The organism is Sapientia aquatica (assembly GCF_004358105.1).
Lineage (GTDB): Bacteria > Pseudomonadota > Gammaproteobacteria > Burkholderiales > Burkholderiaceae_D > Solimicrobium > Solimicrobium aquaticum.
In genome coordinates, this window is the sequence record NZ_SMYL01000017.1 from 20,275 (window position 1) to 36,460 (window position 16,186).

13 protein-coding genes are annotated in these 16,186 nt (G+C 51.9%); 6 read left to right on the forward strand and 7 right to left on the reverse strand.

Features of this window, described 5'->3' with window-relative positions; all coding sequences use genetic code 11:
- Window positions 1–72: 72 nt before the first annotated feature.
- The 7 genes from E2I14_RS18190 to E2I14_RS18220 form a co-directional block, all read right to left on the reverse strand.
- Complete coding sequence (locus E2I14_RS18190; protein WP_133331194.1) at window positions 73–1,596, reverse strand: BCCT family transporter; 1,524 nt, start codon at window positions 1,594–1,596, stop codon at window positions 73–75.
- Window positions 1,597–1,624: 28 nt separating this feature from the next.
- Window positions 1,625–2,608, reverse strand: a complete 984-nt coding sequence (locus E2I14_RS18195; protein ID WP_133331196.1) for an NADPH:quinone reductase — start codon at window positions 2,606–2,608, stop codon at window positions 1,625–1,627.
- Between the two features lie 24 nt (window positions 2,609–2,632).
- Window positions 2,633–3,367 carry an aspartate racemase/maleate isomerase family protein gene (locus E2I14_RS19395; RefSeq protein ID WP_165967893.1) on the reverse strand — a complete coding sequence of 245 codons (735 nt, stop codon included), beginning with the start codon at window positions 3,365–3,367 and terminating at the stop codon, window positions 2,633–2,635.
- Between the two features lie 9 nt (window positions 3,368–3,376).
- The gene (locus tag E2I14_RS18205) at window positions 3,377–4,144 is read right to left on the reverse strand and encodes an SDR family NAD(P)-dependent oxidoreductase (RefSeq protein ID WP_206105681.1); all 768 of its coding nucleotides are present in this window, start codon (window positions 4,142–4,144) and stop codon (window positions 3,377–3,379) included.
- A 160-nt stretch (window positions 4,145–4,304) separates the two neighbouring features.
- Window positions 4,305–5,408, reverse strand: coding sequence for a hypothetical protein (locus tag E2I14_RS18210; RefSeq protein WP_133331198.1), 1,104 nt, complete (start codon window positions 5,406–5,408; stop codon window positions 4,305–4,307).
- 328 nt (window positions 5,409–5,736) lie between these two features.
- On the reverse strand, window positions 5,737–7,482 hold the full coding sequence (locus E2I14_RS18215) for a tetratricopeptide repeat-containing sulfotransferase family protein (protein ID WP_133331200.1): 1,746 nt from the start codon (window positions 7,480–7,482) through the stop codon (window positions 5,737–5,739).
- A 41-nt stretch (window positions 7,483–7,523) separates the two neighbouring features.
- Entirely contained in the window at window positions 7,524–8,390 is an 867-nt protein-coding gene (locus E2I14_RS18220; RefSeq protein ID WP_165967894.1) for a LysR family transcriptional regulator, read from the reverse strand.
- Between the two features lie 247 nt (window positions 8,391–8,637).
- Between E2I14_RS18220 and E2I14_RS18225 the strand changes: the two genes are divergently transcribed.
- Genes E2I14_RS18225 through E2I14_RS18250 form a run of 6 tightly spaced genes read left to right on the forward strand, consistent with a single transcriptional unit; the run spans window position 8,638 to window position 15,868 of the window.
- On the forward strand, window positions 8,638–11,145 hold the full coding sequence (locus tag E2I14_RS18225) for a TonB-dependent receptor (protein ID WP_133331204.1): 2,508 nt from the start codon (window positions 8,638–8,640) through the stop codon (window positions 11,143–11,145).
- Window positions 11,145–12,737, forward strand: coding sequence for a carboxylesterase/lipase family protein (locus E2I14_RS18230; protein ID WP_133331206.1), 1,593 nt, complete (start codon window positions 11,145–11,147; stop codon window positions 12,735–12,737). The genes E2I14_RS18225 and E2I14_RS18230 overlap by 1 nt, the downstream gene beginning before the upstream one ends.
- Before the next feature lie 34 nt (window positions 12,738–12,771).
- Window positions 12,772–13,983, forward strand: coding sequence for an aconitase X (locus tag E2I14_RS18235; protein WP_133331208.1), 1,212 nt, complete (start codon window positions 12,772–12,774; stop codon window positions 13,981–13,983).
- A gap of 6 nt (window positions 13,984–13,989) precedes the next feature.
- Window positions 13,990–14,478, forward strand: a complete 489-nt coding sequence (locus tag E2I14_RS18240) for an aconitase X swivel domain-containing protein (RefSeq protein WP_133331210.1) — start codon at window positions 13,990–13,992, stop codon at window positions 14,476–14,478.
- 12 nt (window positions 14,479–14,490) lie between these two features.
- A complete protein-coding gene (locus E2I14_RS18245; protein ID WP_133331212.1) occupies window positions 14,491–15,192 on the forward strand; it encodes a CoA transferase subunit A in 702 nt (233 codons plus the stop codon).
- Window positions 15,193–15,220: 28 nt separating this feature from the next.
- On the forward strand, window positions 15,221–15,868 hold the full coding sequence (locus E2I14_RS18250) for a 3-oxoacid CoA-transferase subunit B (protein WP_133331214.1): 648 nt from the start codon (window positions 15,221–15,223) through the stop codon (window positions 15,866–15,868).
- Window positions 15,869–16,186: the final 318 nt, after the last annotated feature.

The following is a 16,186-nucleotide window of genomic DNA, read 5'->3' on the forward strand; positions in this document are numbered from 1 at the left end:
CTCACTTGCACGAAATATGAATAAGAAGCGATTAACTATACAAAAACAGAATACGCCAGAGTCTGAACAGAATCAGGCGCCAGGCAGTTTTTGCGGAAAGGTTTTCAGCAGGTTGTATACCATCATTCCAGACAGGAACAACAAGGGCAGACTGGCGACAAGTACCGCTGACATAGCGATCTTAATACCGCCATTGACCAGTATCAGTGCAATGGGCAGCAACCCAAGTGCAACCGCCCAGAACACACGATTCCACCGACTGGGATCTTCACCGACACTGAGCTCCACCGATGTGCAGGCCGCCAGTGCGTAGGCTTTGGAATTGTAGGTGGCAGCGATAAAGATGATGGCAATCAGTGCAAATACGCCGCGCATCACATTACCGAATGGCAGCGATCCCATTACTGCCGAAATAGCCTGCCCGGTGCTGGCATCATGAACAATCTGACGCACCGGTACCAGGTGATGCATATCGACGTAATAGGCATAGTTACCCAGAATAATATAAAAAATCCAGGCGCCCAGACTGCCAAACACTGCCATGCCAAGAATCAGATCGCGCAAGGTACGGCCTCGGGAAATTCGGGTGACAAAAATGCCGACTATCGGGCCATAGGCGATCCACCACGCCCAATAAAAAATCGTCCAGTTTTCGACGAAACCGCTGCGCTTGACCGCATCGGTGTAGGTCAGCATGCGCAAGGAATTTTGCAGCATGAAACCCAGACTTTCCGTGCCTTGTCGCAAAATGAATTTGGTTGGTCCAGTCAACAGGATAAACATCAAAAACACAAACGCGAGGCCAACATTGAATGACGCCAGTTTTGAAATACCTTTGGAAAGACCGGAATAGGCAGCAATGGAAAGCAGACCGATGCAGGTGCACACCACCGCGATATCCATGGTGAGCGATCTGGTGGCGCCAACCGAGTCCGCAATCGATGCAGATATCATCGGAATGGACAAACCAATTGACGTGCCAGCGCCTGCCAGCAGAGAAATCACGAACAGGCTGTCAATAATTCTGGCCAGCAGTTTTGCACGGCCAGGATGTGAAATCAGGCCGTGACATCCGGTACTCAGACGCAAACTGCTCGCGCCGCGCACATAGTATTGATAAGAGATCGCCACAGTAGGAAGCGCATAAATGGCCCAGGCCAGCGGGCCCCAGTGGAACATGCCATAGCTGACGGCAAGCAGGCGGCCTTCTTCACTTCCTGGCACGGCATCCATGGGCGGATGCTCTATATAATGCGACCATTCGATCGTCGCCCAGTAAATCAGTCCTGCACCAACCCCGGCACAAAACAGCATGGAGATCCAGGCATAGTTGCCAAATTCCGGCTTCTGACTATCACTTCCAAGGCGAATGCTTCCATGCCGGCCAAATGCCACCCAGGACAGAAACAGCAGAGCACCAATGACGCCCCACTGGTACAGTAGTCCCAGATTTTCGGTGATCCAATCGTACATACCTGCGATCTGTTGCCCGGCCATTTCCGGCCACACCAGAATCGGCACGGACACGGCAAGCAAAATCAACGCGGCCGGAATAAATATGGCAGTATCGATCGATCGTTTAAAATTATTTTCCATTGAATATTTTGCAATCCGGGACCGTTAACTAGTTAATTTCGACAACCACACAGCCGTTAAGGCCGCCTTTTTCAATCGCATTATTCGATTCAGCAAAATGTTCTAGAGGATATCGCTGTGCAATTCTGTGTGTCAACAGACCATGCGCCAGTGCGTCTCCAATATCGTTGATAGCATGTTCTTTGGCTGACTCCGGCATGGCGTAAACAATCACCATTCTGAGTGTCATATCCATAAACATCATTTTCCGGAACGGCAGGGCCGGTTCTGCGGCTGACGATGAGTAAGTGGCAACCGTGCCGCCAATACGAATCACTTCCAGTACGGAGGACAGGTTGGCACCAAAATCAACATCGATGACACGATCTACCTTACGACCGTCAGTCACCGCCAGCAACGCCTTGTGCCATTCTGGTTCACGGTGACTGATCACATAATCCGCTCCGGCGGCCAGGCAATCGTTTCGGGTCGCATCATTACTGGCCGTGGCAATGACCATAGCGCCAGCCAGTTTCGCCCATTGAATGGCGTAATAGCCGACACGTCCGGCACCCCCGGTTACAAGAACCAATTGCCCCTGGACAGGTCCGTCCGCATGAACACAGCGGTGTGCTGTCATGGCGGGAATTCCCATGCAGGCGCCAACCGAAAAATCCACATTCCCAGGAAGAGGTGCTGCGCGCTTTCCATCAATGGCCACGTATTCTGCTGCCGTTCCAAAACGTCGACCGTATTGAGCCTGATATACCCAGACACGCTCACCTATTCGGGAATGCATCACTCCTGGACCAACCGCTTCAATCACACCGGCACCGTCACTGTTGGGAATGATCATGCCGCCAGCGAGCAGGTCGGGGAAGGCGCCTGCGCGCTTTTTGGTATCAGAAGGATTAGTTCCTGAGGCATAGAGGCGTACCAACACCTCGCCGTGCCCAACTGAAGGCCTATCAATCTCGCCCATGCGAATTACGTCGTTAGCCGAACCGAATCGTTCGAACCAGGCTGCTTTCATTTTTTTCTCCCTTTAGAATGTTTTTTACAGGCGCGGAGTTAATCCGGTAGCCACCGCAAACGCGTGATACAACGCATAGTCCGCAGAAATAACCGGCTTGCCAATTTTTTGCTGTGCATCGCGAATCCAGCTCAGTGTTCTTGCGCCGGCACCAGTGACAATAATGGCCTCGGCTTGCGGGGCCGCTTCAGCAGTCCGGTAAACGCTGCTACTGATTTCGGCTGCACTGAAATTCCATTGCCTGGCGTCGATTTCGGCCTGGCTTTTGAAACTTCCCTGGTCAAGCATACTTTGCATGGTGATGATTTCAAATTCGTTATGCGTAAAAAACTGGCGATATTCGGCTTTCCATTCCTCGTTATAGTACGGACACGCAATGGCGATTTTTCGCGCCTGATTTGATGCCAGAAGATCCAGTACCGCGACACCATTCAGAATGACTTTGACGCCACAGGCCTGAGTGAGTCTGGCACTGAATTCACGCACGCCCTGCATCGTCTGCCCGATCTGATAGGTAAAGGCGGGGCCAACCTGGAGGATGAGTTCACTGCCAGCTGCGGCGAGCAGTTTCGCCGCAGCGGTGATACCTGCCTCAGAGCGACGCACCATGGGAAAGCTGTAATCGAAATCAATCGGCCCCATAATGGTTTGGGCAATTCTGACCTCTTCAGGATGACGAACGCGAATTTCATCACCGGTAGGCTCCATCCAGCACGGTGCAGCGAGAATGCCGAGATTAATGGGTTTGCTTTGCTTCATGGATATCCCCTAGGCCAATAAGCCGCCATCGACAATGATCGTCTGGCCAGTGATATAACCGCCGGAAGCGCACAGAAACAAAATCACCTCGGCAAAATCACCAGGTTCGCCAACTCGCCCTAACGGCAAGGCTTTCGCCGCAGCGGCGGCTTCTTCCGGCGCCCAACTACAGTCCCAGTTGGTTCCGGTCACCCAGCCCGGAGCGATGGCGTTGACGCGAATTTCCGGTCCGAGCCCCTTGGCCAGTTCGCGCGTCATCAGCACCAACCCGGCCTTGGTCGTTGCGTAAGCTGTACTGCTGCCACCGCCACCGAACGCGGCGGTAGAGGCCACATTAACTACTGCGCCACCAGAGAGCTTCAGATATTTTTTTGCGGCACGAATGCATCGATAAGGTCCAAGCAAATTCACGTCAAGCAGCTTGTCCCAGAATACCTCGCCCTGTATGTCCATATCGGCAGGTGGAATGCTCAACCGGGTTCCTGGCGTTGCCGCATTATTGATCAGATAGTCGAGCCCACCGATTGCATTGACTGCAGCATTCATCATGCGGATAACGTCATCGGGATCACCAACGTTGCCCGGAGCGGCAATGACCTTCAGTCCCTGGGATGTTAGCTTTTGCACTGCAGGTTCAAGCGCCGGATTGGTAGCCAGGTCATTCAATGCAACCGTTGCGCCGCAACGCGCCAGCATCTCAGCGGTTGCATATCCAATTCCGGACGCCGCACCGGTCACCAATGCCCTTCTACCGGCTAGATTGGCCGTCATGTTCATTTCTGTCTCCTGAGCTGATTTTGATTTGTAAATTCTGTTGACGAATGATGCCACGCGAACAGTTTTGGGTGAAACGATCAATTCAAATCGACACCATTATGAACCACAATAGCCAGACCAATTCACACAGATACTGTGTGCCTGTGAGCGGCAAGTCTTACTAATAAGGCATGCGGATGACACTGCCGGGAGAGGTATCAACGCCCCAGTAAACAAAGCGATTGGTGGTGTCGATAAACTGGGTATAAATCCCCTGACTGGTATCACCTCTGGCAAACGGGCTGCACGCCATCGAGATAGTTCCGGTTTCCCTGAACGTCGTCAGATCGACGGTGGAGACATTGCAGCTATTGTTGGAACTGCCAAAGAACGCAAGGTTATGAATCAGATCAATGACTCCACCTGAGATTACCGGCGAAGTCAGCGCTGTGGACGCAACGATTGACAGACTGCCCAGATCAATTTTGTACAACGTTGTCGCAGTGCCGTATGACGTGACATAGGCAATGTTGTTGCCGGTATCGATTAAGCCCCAATCAATATAGGTCGTCGGGATACTCAGACTGGATACGCGCGCTCCGGTTACCAGGTTGATGCTGACCAGACGACTGGTGCCGCTTTTGGTTGTACCGGTCACGATGCCGGCGTACAACATCTGACGACCGGGATCAATCATCAGGAAGTTAACGACCGCCTCTCCCGCAAGTAAAGGAATGGAGGACACAAAGGCAGACTTAGACGTATCAATTTTAATGATCTGCCCTTTGACGGTGGCCTTGCCGGCATTGCTTCCAAAATACGCCATCTGGGTAGTCGGATCATAGGCTTCGCTATACGTGCCTGGGAAATTCAATGACGCGTTTAAGGTCAGCGTACCGGTCTGAGTAAAATTGGCCAGATTCACAAAAGCAAATTGATTTGAATAATATCCGCCGTAGACAGCTGTGTTTTTGCCGGGATTGTAGGCTACCGCATTCAAATACGTCGGCCCGGTAACCGTCAAACTGGACGTGCTGGTCATGCGTGCCAGATCAACCTGAAAAATTTGATTGGGCGATGCCACCCAATCAGAAAAATACCCGGTATTTGACGTGGCATTAAACACCGAGGTCGATGAATAACTGGAACCCTTGGCCCATTGGACGCTCGGGTAAGTGACCGTGGCAGCTGCAGCCGAAAAATGTGCAGCGCAGATCGCCCCTGCTGCTGCGACACCGATGACATATTTTTTAATGAGTGAATGAAATCGATTACTGGATTGCATGATGTCTCCTTGTGTTTTATTGAACAGAGCACATGGCCCCGATGAATGGACTGACTCACATCACGCGGATGCAAGTGCGATTCGTTCTGTCACTTCGGAAGTCTTTGCCAGTCGATCTTTTAGAACGGACTACTTTGTCTGATTGCAGTTGGCTGGCGGAAGTCATTATCGGGGATGTGATTTTCAAGTGCCAATGAAGTTGCCTGATTGGCGTCATCACGAAATCACATGGTGCAGCGCAAGGTTAAAAACTGGTCGTGCTCATCCCATGGCAACACCAGAAAAGTCAGGGGATCAAACCGATGGAATGCTGCACTGCGTGGCGGATTCAGCGCAGCACAAGCGCCTGGCGCAGTTCGCCAAGGTGTTGTTCATAGGGTTTCCAGGCGCTCATACCCTTGCGGTTAATAGGCTGCCTGACCTGCTCGGCGCTCGGTGTTGCTACGGGCCGATTTGATTTGTAGAAGTCGCGACATGCCAATTCATAGGGTAGACCGCAGTACTGAATCAGTCTGGCGACTTCATGATCAAAATTGTCCACCAACTGCTCATAGACCACCCTGTGAATCTGTCCGGGATAACATACATCCCAGTGCGCCATCAGTCTTTCATAATCGCGGTAGTAGCGTCCCAGATCAGTGAGCGAATAACTGAATGCCTGACCACTCGCAAACAGCTGCTTGTAGCAACTGAAACATGAACTCATCGGATCTCTGCGCACATCAATGATGCGAGCTGCGGGCAGGATGCGTTTAATCAGGCCAATGTGCAGAAAGTTATTGGGCAGTTTGTCGATGAAGAATGGCGCCTGGGCACGCAGCGGCGCAGCCCTCCGGATATATTTGGCACCCAGATCCAGCAAGGTCGACGTCGACAGTTCTGACAATGACTCCGGATAGCTGGTCTGCCGACCGCCGAAGCGCACCATGCCAAACTCACGCACCAGAGCAGGTATAAATGGAAGTTCTTTGGTGCCATCAATCTGCGAATGTGCAGACAGAATCTGCTCTACCAATGTGGAACCTGATCTGGGCAATCCAACGATAAAAATGGGAGCACATTGTGTCGACGCAAAGTCAGCCGGAAGTCGAATCTGATCGCCAGAAAAAAATTTGATCAGGCGATCCACCAGTTCGGCAACATCGCCACTATCATAGTACTGACCAGATCGGATCAGTGCATTTCCGCGCTGATACCACGCGAAGGATTCATTGAACTGACTGGCATCCTCCAGGGCTTTGCCCAATGCAAAACAAAGATGCGCTTCATCGTCTTTCCGCAAACCAGATTCAAGCTGCTTTTTCATCGATTCAATTTCATTCCCCGCAAATCGGTACGTCTTCATGTTCGCCAGATTCCAGTATGCGCGCCCATCAGAAGAATCCGCTTCAATGGCCTTTCTGTATGCCGCAATCGACTCATCAGCCTTGCCCAGAGTTTTGACCGTATGACCGGTGCTGTTCCACAAACCTGCATCGTTCGGGCGTAACTGATTCAACTCAGAATAAATTTGCCGGGCGTCTGAATAACGCCCCATGCGCACAAAAGTGGCTGCTTTAATGACTCGATGCGCTATATCGCCTGGCGCGATTTTTTCAAGCGCATCGATTTCTGCCAGAGCCAGCTCATAATATTCCAGCTTGCACAGTACATCGGCATAGTTCAAACGGGCATGATGAAACTCCGGCGCCATGTTCAGACAACGCTCAAGTATGCGCAGACCTTCTTCAAGTGAGCCTGTCGCAATCGCCAATTCGGCCAACATGCGCGCCGCCTCAACGTCATGCGAATTTTCGCGAAGTCGCTCTCGCAGCAAGGACTCCGCCGCCGGGAAATTCTCTTCGAGCAGTGCATGGCCCGCCTGTTTCAGGATGAGACCCTTCTGACTGATGTCAATCGCCACATGACGCAGTTCCCTGGCCAAGTTGACCTGACCAAGTTGGGAATAACAGTCTGCAAGAAGGAGGCAGGTTCGCTCATCCATTGACGAACGGTCGATCTTTTCCATTAAGGCCACTGCAGCTGCGACTGCGCCTGACTGCACAAGATCGTTCAGTTGTTTAAAGTCTGTCATTGGTAAGATTGGAATGGCGCGCAGCCAAGGACCGACATTGGCTACACGCTCAGATTGGAAATTTCGGCCATGATAAATTCAACGATAGGTTTGACGTCCAGCGAAACATCGCCCTGACCGGTAAATAAGGCGATATTAAATTTGGGCAGCGCCGGAAATCCTTCGGTCTCTCCCATTCGGCGGATATTGGGCAACAGCGAACTTTGACTGAGCACACCAACGGCCAGACCTGCACTGACGGCAGCCTGAACTCCGCCTACATTCATCGTCGTTACGGCCCCCACCCAGCTTCTGCCGATGGAGTTCAATGCGCTGATGGCCGCTTCGCGATAGAAGCAGGGCGGAGGAAGCAAAGCCAGCGGCAAAGGTTTATCCGCTTCTAACCGAAAGTCATGGTGGGCCGCCCAAAAAAGCTGCTCCTCCAACAAATTGACGCCGCCCTGATTCGCCTCGGAACGGGCCGCAATAACAACATCGAGCTTACCCTCTTCGAGTTCGCGCAACAGCGAGCCGCTCAGATCAATTTTCAGTCTGAGGTCAAGTTTCGGAAACGTCGCGCGCAGCCTCGACAGAATCGCCGGCACCCGATGTGGTGCCAGGTATTCAACTACCCCAAGTCGCAACATGCCTTTAATTTCAAAGTCAGACATTCTGAAAATGGTTTCATCGTTGATCGCCAGAATACGCCGGGCGTAACTGAGCAACACCTCACCATGCTCGGTGAGAATAACGGCACCGCGCTGTCGGTCGATAAGTCGGTATCCCACAAATTCTTCAAGTCTGGCCATGTGCACACTGACTGTTGACTGCGTTATATGCAGGTGATCCGACGCCGCAGTAAATCCGCCCGTATCGATAATTTTGCAGAATGTGCGTAACAGATCCAGATCAAGGTTGCGTAGTTTCATAATCAATTTGGGGGATGTGGAAAGCGGGACATTATTATAGAAGCGTGGGGCGATTATAAACAACCTTGCACCGCAACATTCCATTTCATAATGACTGGCATTGAGTAAAATCGTTGTTCAGAAAATACTCGCTTGAACATAATAGGCTCGAACAAACAAATTGTCGAAGGCTAATCTTCGACTGGCGAGTCTGACGCAACGTGGGCTGATGACTCGACTTAATTAGAAAAATAATTTGGAGACATTCATGACAGCACATTACAAACCATCTGCAGTTGGGTTTAAAAACAACACTCATCAACGATCAGGTTTGCCTGCCCGTTCGCCACTGCACCATGCAATCAAAACAATTTTCGGCCTCCCGGGTATGTCGGCCGTTGCACTTTCACTCATACAAATCGGTACTGCACTGGCTAATGCGGATCCACAGGCCACTACTTATCCGAGCGCAGCTGCAGTGAACTCGACATCACCTGATGATTTGCAAACCGTGGTCGTAACCGCCCGAAAATTCAAGGAGCGCGCTCAAGATGTACCGGCCACCGTAGAGGCCATTTCAGGAGAAAAACTCGAGGAATTACATCTGACTAATTTTGAAGATGTTGTCCAACTGTTACCCAGCGTGTCATTTCAATCATATGGGCCTGGCCAGTCGCAAATTTATATGCGCGGCGCAGTCGACGGCGGTGACGGCAATCCGTCAGGATCCTCACCAACCGTGGCGGTGTATCTTGACGAAACTCCGGTGACAGCGATTGGTCGCAATCTCGATCTGCACGTCTATGATCTTGATCGGGTTGAAGCACTTCCGGGTCCGCAGAGTACCCTGTTCGGAGCCAGCAGCGAAGGTGGCACATTGCGCATGATTACGCATCAGCCGGTATTGCACACGCTTGAAGGCGGCGTAGATGCAGGTGGTTATTCGACCAACAATGGAGCGGCCAGCGGCAGTCTGGAAAGCTTTCTCAATATTCCTTTGGGCGAGGATGCTGCCGTGCGCCTGGTTGTCTATGACATTCACGACGGCGGATTCATCGACAACGTTTTGGGCAACCGCAATTACCAGCTCTATCAAGGCAGTGCGGCGGGAACAGCAACACCGACTTCGCAAGTCAGTGTCAGTAACGCCACCCTGGTCAAGAAGGATTTCAATACCGAAGATACGCGAGGTGGTCGCATTTCGTTTAAATACAGAATTAACTCAGACTGGTCCTTCAATGCCGGCTGGATCAATCAGAATCAAAAAACCAGCGGAGTCTGGTCTGATGATGTGAACAATCCCAATGCGAAATTGTCGGCATATCAGGTTCAAAGCTTCTTCCCCAATTCAACTGACGACACCTACAATCAAGAGCACGTGGGCTTTGATGGCGATCTTGGTTTTGCAGATTTATTGTTTACCGCGTCGTTCTCGCAACGCAAGGTCAACACCGCTTCCGATTATTCCGAATATTCGGATTTCAAAGCCAATCCAGGTCTGTCATCGTTTATTGGCGGAGCCAGCTGTGATTACTATGCACTGGCAACGCATCCCTGCTCCAATCTTGGCATCTATTTCACAACCAATGACCATTACCGCAGACAGACTGATGAGCTTCGGCTACAGTCAAAACTGAAAGGCGATGTTCAATATGTAGCCGGCCTGTATTCCGAATCGTTGCGCCATGATTATCTGGAGCAGTGGATTGAACCAGGTTCTGCAACTGGCGGGCCAGATATGTCCCTGCTCGGCCCATCCAATTTATGGTACGAAACCAATCAGTCACGCCTCGACAAACAATGGGCCGCCTTTGGTGAAGTGCGTTACAAATTCCAGCCTGAATGGACTGCCACTCTGGGTGGCCGATACTTCCATGAAACGAGCTCCCTGGCCGGATATTCGGGATACGGGCTGTTCGCCTATAGCCCTGTCGTTCCAGTGAATTCATCCGTATCCGACAACGGCAATACGATGAAGGCCAACCTTAGCTATCAACCTGATGCCAACCAGAATTACTACGCACTGTGGTCACAGGGCTACCGCCCCGGTGGCATAAATCGTGTTGCCACGTCCGTTGTCGCTCAGACGTACAAGCCGGACCAAATGAACAACTATGAAGCTGGATGGAAGTTGTCGTTGAGTCGCAAGCTTCAGTTCGACGGCGCGTTTTACATGATGGACTGGAAGAATATGCAGTTGTCGCGCTACGAATCTGCCTGGGGGGCGCCGCTCGGCTTGACGGTCAATTTGACCAAGGCACGGATCACCGGTTTCGAAACATCGCTGGCATGGAGACCGGTCAGGAAATGGAATTTATCAGCCGGACTGGATTTGAACAACGCCAGACTGTCGCAAGACCTGGTGGTAGGCAGTGCAACTGCAGGCTATAGCGTGGCACCCTCAGGTACGCCATTGCCTTATGCGCCCAAAGTCAAATATAACCTGTCGAGCAGAAATAGCTACGAAATTGCAGAGGACTTTGAAGGTTACTTCCAGATGACCTATGCTGAAACCGGAAAACGGTATAACGATGTATTCGTTTATCAGACTCCAACGCTCGGCACACCTGGCCCTGACGGCAGACGGGAAATGGACGCGTATGGGCAATTGAATCTGGGTACCGGAGTGATGCACAATGCCTGGTCAGCAGATTTTTATGTCAACAATGCCCTGAACAAGCGAGCAGAACTGGCCCGAAGTACAGCTGCCTGGGATACCTGGACAACGGTCAACCGCCCTCGTACGATCGGCCTTAAAATTTCATACAGGTTCTGATGAAAAAACGACTGACATACGCATTGCTTAGCCTCGGAATGATGGCGAGCCTGGACTGGCCATGCAGTGCCAGTGCAGGCGAGCCAGCTCCAACCGTGGCAATCGAGCATAGCTTGATACAGGGCACTGCCGCCGCATCTCATCCGGGTATGGGCGTATTCAGGGGGATTCCATTCGCAAAGCCGCCCGTCGGTCCAATGCGCTGGGCTCCGCCTGAACCGACCATGCCCGGAAAGACAATTATTCACGCTGACCATTTTGCGCCGGCGTGCTATCAGGGCAAGTCCAATACTGACTGGTATCGCGCTATTGCCAAGGCTTTCGACGCTAGCGATATTGGCTTTACGGAGCCGCAAATCAGTGAGGATTGTCTCTACCTCAATATTTGGGTGCCATCGCTACAAAAAGGTGAAAAGCTTCCGGTGATGGTGTGGATTCATGGTGGTGGCAATCGGGACGGCTACAGCTTTGAACCGAATTATCAGGGTGCGAATCTGGCGGCCGAAGGACGGGTGATTGTCGTTTCAGTGGCCTACCGGTTAAATGTATTTGGCTTCCTCCGCCCGCCTGGTCTGGATCAAAAAGATCCATCGGCTACTTTCGCGTTGCTCGACCAGATTGCCGCTCTCAAATGGATACAGAAAAATATCTCTGGATTCGGTGGGGATCGTAAAAACGTCACGCTGTTTGGCGAATCAGCGGGCGCATCCAATATCGGCTACCTGCTCAGCTCCCCGGTTGCCGCACCTCTATTCCGGCGTGCCATCAGCCAGAGTGGCGGCTTCCAGATGTTTGATCACTATTCGGCCCACACGGCGAACGACGACAGCCACCAATTTTTTGCGCCCCTGTCAGGCGATCTGGCGATCAAAGCGCTGCGCGAGATTCCGGCGGCAACCCTGTTGGATCATGCCGGAGAATCGGCCTCAACGGGACTGTTCAGACCGGTAGTTGACGGAACGGTAATAAGTCAGTTTACGGCCGCAAGATACCGTGAGCATGGCATTCGCCATGACTTGCTGATTGGTTCTAACGAAGACGAATGGTACATGTACCTGGATCCAACTGAGGCATCGTTCGAGAATGACATCGCGAGCATGCCTCCAGAATCCCGCCAGGCACTCAGATCAATCGCCGCCAGGGAATCCGATATACGCCATGGTCATGACAAGGCCTATACCTTTGCGAACATGGTCTGTCCGGCGTATCTGATGGCACGAGCAGTAAACAGTGCGCACCATGCCTGGGTCTATCACTTTACAAAAGTGCGCAATGGTGATGGCGGCCTTGCCCTTGGCAGTTACCACGGCGCCGAGATCCCGTATGTCTTTGACACGCACGACGCATGGTTGCCCACCGACGCAAGCGACATTAAGCTAACCAGAGAAATGATTGCATACTGGACTAATTTTGCGCGCACTGGCAATCCGAATGGTGGCGATCTGATTGCATGGCCGCGCTTTGACACAAGAGCTGGCAATATCATGCAACTGGGCGTCACGTCCGGTTCGATGGTCGCACCGAATCTGGAAACCTGTTTGACTCTGGCGCGGCCTCTTTATGAATCAGACAAAGATCTCGGTGCAGAATGAGCATGGACTGTCATTACAATAAAAAGAGGTCAGCATGAACTACCTGGAGTGGGCCGAAAATCTGCAGGCCAAGGTGGCCATTGCGATGAATGTGCAAAGCTATGTGCCGGTTTCCAGAGCACATCTGGTCGGTTGTTACCACAGCGGGCCAGCCAATCTCGATTTGATCAGGCAACTGGCAAATTCCGGAGCCAGAGTGGCGATTCCGACGACGATGAATGCCTCCGCAGCAGACATGATCGAGGGCAAACAAGGCAGGTGTCCACGAGCGACAGACTATGACCAGAACTACGAACTGGTTAGCCTGCTCGAACAGATCGGTTGTCAACCAACGCTGACCTGCGCTCCCTACTATTTGCCAGATCCACCGAAATTGGGTGAGAACATTGCCTGGGCCGAATCCAATGCCGTTGTTTTTGCCAACTCGGTGTTGGGTGCCCGCACCAACATGACCATGCAATATCTGGATTTGTCTGCCGCGCTAACCGGTCGAATTCCTGCGTTCGGACGGTATGCCGATGCAAACCGCATTCCCGCTCTCCGTTTTGACGTCGCCGAAATTCCAGAAGTCTGGTTTCAAAGCGACGCCTTTTTTCAGCTGCTCGGTTCAATTCTTGGTAGTGAATGCAAAACCGGTGTGCCGATCATCACTGGTGGGCCCGCCGAGATTGACACTGACCACTTGCGCTCGATCGGCGCCGCCGCAGCCAGTGCCGGCAATCTCGATCTGTTCCATTGGGAAGGCGTTACCGCGGAATCGCGCAACGGCTTGCTCGACTGCCATCTGAATCAACTACCTGTTCGCAAGATAAGCAAAGCGATGATCACTGACGCCTTGAGCAAACTGAACAGAGACGCCCATTTCATTCCTGACACCCTGTGCATGGGTACTCCACACGCCTCACTCAATGAACTCCATAAACTTGAGAACTACATTCAAAACCGCAAGTTACCTCCAAACAAACGGATCATTGTTTCATTGGGACGATACGTCCATGAGGCGGCGAGCCACGCCGGCCTGATCAGTCGCATGGAAGCACTTGGAGTGGAGTTTATCCGCGACACATGTACCTACTACGGCAACCTGATTGGCGAAACCGGCGGAGGCATCGTCACACCGTCGTTCAAGTGGGCCTATTACGGCGGTTCGCAACTTGGCAAACCGGTGGCGTTTGCGCGAATTGATCGCGCTATTGAATTGCTGTTTTCCGGTGTAGAAATCGGCACTGATCCGTTCTGGAACTGAGTAACCATGAATCACTCAGAAGTTATTCTCAACGGCAAAGCCCAGGGTGAACTGCTGGTGTTGACCGAAGCGCTAAGTTTTTGGGGTGGCACCGATATCAGCACCGGCCGCATTATAGATCGCTATCATCCTCAAGTCGGTAAGCTGCTGGCAGGCCGGATCGTGGTACTGCCAGGCGTCAAGGGCAGTACCGCCGGAACCGGAGCACTACTGGAAATGTTGTGCGCCGGCGTCGGGCCAGCCGGATTCATTTTGCGTGGGCCGGACATTATCGTCACGGCAGCGTGCCAGATTGCGAACAATCTGATTGCCACGACAGTGCCCGTGCTGCGCATACCTGATCTGGATTTTTCCGACCAGAGTCTGGCCGGCATCTGGAACATTGACGATGATCAGATTTTTATTGTTCAGTCAAACAGCATACGACTCAATCCTAAAGGTGGGTTTCCCAATACAAAGCAGGGAAGCCCGCGACGCTTAACAACAGGTTCCTAAATTCCAAAGATCATGAATAAACTCTATCCAGATTCACGCCAGGCACTGCAGGACATCATTAAGAATAACCAGACCATTGCCGTAGGCGGCTTTGGCGTATGCGGAATCCCTGAAGCGCTGATTGATGCATTACGCGATTCAGGTGCACAAAATTTGACGGTCATTTCTAACAATGCCGGATTGGATGGTGTAGGACTGGGCAAACTGCTTGATACGCGTCAGATCAAAAAAATGATTGCGTCGTACGTCGGTGAAAACAAAGAATTTGAACGTCAGTATCTGTCGGGAGAGTTAATCCTGGAATTTACCCCACAAGGCACTCTGGCTGAGAAACTGCGCGCCGGCGGAGCGGGCATCCCGGCCTTCTTCACCAAAACCGGTGTTGGCACGCTGGTGGCCGAGGGAAAAGAGACACGACAATTTAATGGGCAGACTTACCTGATGGAGCTGGCACTGGTGCCCGATGTCGCATTAGTAAAGGCATACAAGGCCGACCGCGCCGGCAATCTGATTTATCGGAAAACGGCCAGGAATTTTAACCCCAACGTTGCGATGGCCGGAAAAATCACGATTGCTGAAGTGGAGCAGATTGTGGAAATCGGCGAACTCGATCCGGATGAAATTCATACGCCGGCAATCTATGTCCATCGGATTATTGTTAACGCGACACCCGAAAAACGCATTGAACAGCGGACAGTCACCACTGCCCCGTAAAACCTGATTAAAGAGAGTGAGAACAGCAATGGCATGGACCCGCGACGAAATGGCTGCGCGCGCAGCAAAAGAGCTGCAGGATGGATACTACGTCAATCTGGGCATTGGTTTGCCTACGCTTGTGGCGAACTACGTGCCAGCCGGTATGGATGTGTGGTTGCAATCGGAGAATGGGTTGCTGGGGATAGGTCCGTTTCCTTTACCTGAGAACGTCGATGCCGATTTAATTAACGCAGGCAAACAGACGGTGACGACGTTGCCTGGCTCGTCTTTTTTTAGCTCCGCTGATTCATTCGGCATGATTCGCGGCGGGAAAATCAATCTGGCCATTCTGGGCGCGATGCAGGTGAGCCAGTCTGGCGACCTGGCAAACTGGATGATCCCTGGGAAAATGGTCAAGGGCATGGGTGGAGCCATGGATCTGGTTGCAGGTGTTGGTCGCGTTGTCGTGTTGATGGAGCACGTGGCCAGGAACGATCAGCACAAGATTCTCAAGGTCTGCGATTTGCCCTTAACGGGTGTGGGCGTAGTGAACCGAATCATTACCGACCTTGGTGTTCTCGATGTTACCGACTCCGGTTTGAAATTAATTGAATTGGCACCGGATGTAAGCATCGATGAAACAATTACTAAAACCGGGGCTGAACTGGATATATCGACCATCGTTGCTCACTGAAATACTACCTGACCTGTTGTGACGGCGGTCAGTTGAACAGGCGGCCATCTAAATCAGGCAGACATATAGACCCGACTTGCCGTCCATTTAAGCCATCGACGACACGCGATGCCCAATTTTAGCGCCAGCAGACCTGCTGTTTTATTGCTCTTGTTGCGATTGCCTGACTACGGATAGATCATTGTTTGTATTTTTGATTCATCAGACTTTCCTGTGGGTCGCTGAAGTCGGATAAAGGTCAAGCCCGCCACAATGGAAATATACGGCGATCTTGAAATTGTCCCGATTTCGGAATCCACAGGCGCGTTTTTGTACAGT

Bases quoted from the DNA above. Each gene is read 5' to 3' on its own strand.
- E2I14_RS18190 (WP_133331194.1), bottom strand. From the start codon at position 1,596: ATGGAAAATAATTTTAAACGATCGATCGATACTGCCATATTTATTCCG.
- E2I14_RS18195 (WP_133331196.1), bottom strand. From the start codon at position 2,608: ATGAAAGCAGCCTGGTTCGAACGATTCGGTTCGGCTAACGACGTAATT.
- E2I14_RS19395 (WP_165967893.1), bottom strand. From the start codon at position 3,367: ATGAAGCAAAGCAAACCCATTAATCTCGGCATTCTCGCTGCACCGTGC.
- E2I14_RS18205 (WP_206105681.1), bottom strand. From the start codon at position 4,144: ATGAACATGACGGCCAATCTAGCCGGTAGAAGGGCATTGGTGACCGGT.
- E2I14_RS18210 (WP_133331198.1), bottom strand. From the start codon at position 5,408: ATGCAATCCAGTAATCGATTTCATTCACTCATTAAAAAATATGTCATC.
- E2I14_RS18215 (WP_133331200.1), bottom strand. From the start codon at position 7,482: ATGACAGACTTTAAACAACTGAACGATCTTGTGCAGTCAGGCGCAGTC.
- E2I14_RS18220 (WP_165967894.1), bottom strand. From the start codon at position 8,390: ATGAAACTACGCAACCTTGATCTGGATCTGTTACGCACATTCTGCAAA.
- E2I14_RS18225 (WP_133331204.1), top strand. From the start codon at position 8,638: ATGACAGCACATTACAAACCATCTGCAGTTGGGTTTAAAAACAACACT.
- E2I14_RS18230 (WP_133331206.1), top strand. From the start codon at position 11,145: ATGAAAAAACGACTGACATACGCATTGCTTAGCCTCGGAATGATGGCG.
- E2I14_RS18235 (WP_133331208.1), top strand. From the start codon at position 12,772: ATGAACTACCTGGAGTGGGCCGAAAATCTGCAGGCCAAGGTGGCCATT.
- E2I14_RS18240 (WP_133331210.1), top strand. From the start codon at position 13,990: ATGAATCACTCAGAAGTTATTCTCAACGGCAAAGCCCAGGGTGAACTG.
- E2I14_RS18245 (WP_133331212.1), top strand. From the start codon at position 14,491: ATGAATAAACTCTATCCAGATTCACGCCAGGCACTGCAGGACATCATT.
- E2I14_RS18250 (WP_133331214.1), top strand. From the start codon at position 15,221: ATGGCATGGACCCGCGACGAAATGGCTGCGCGCGCAGCAAAAGAGCTG.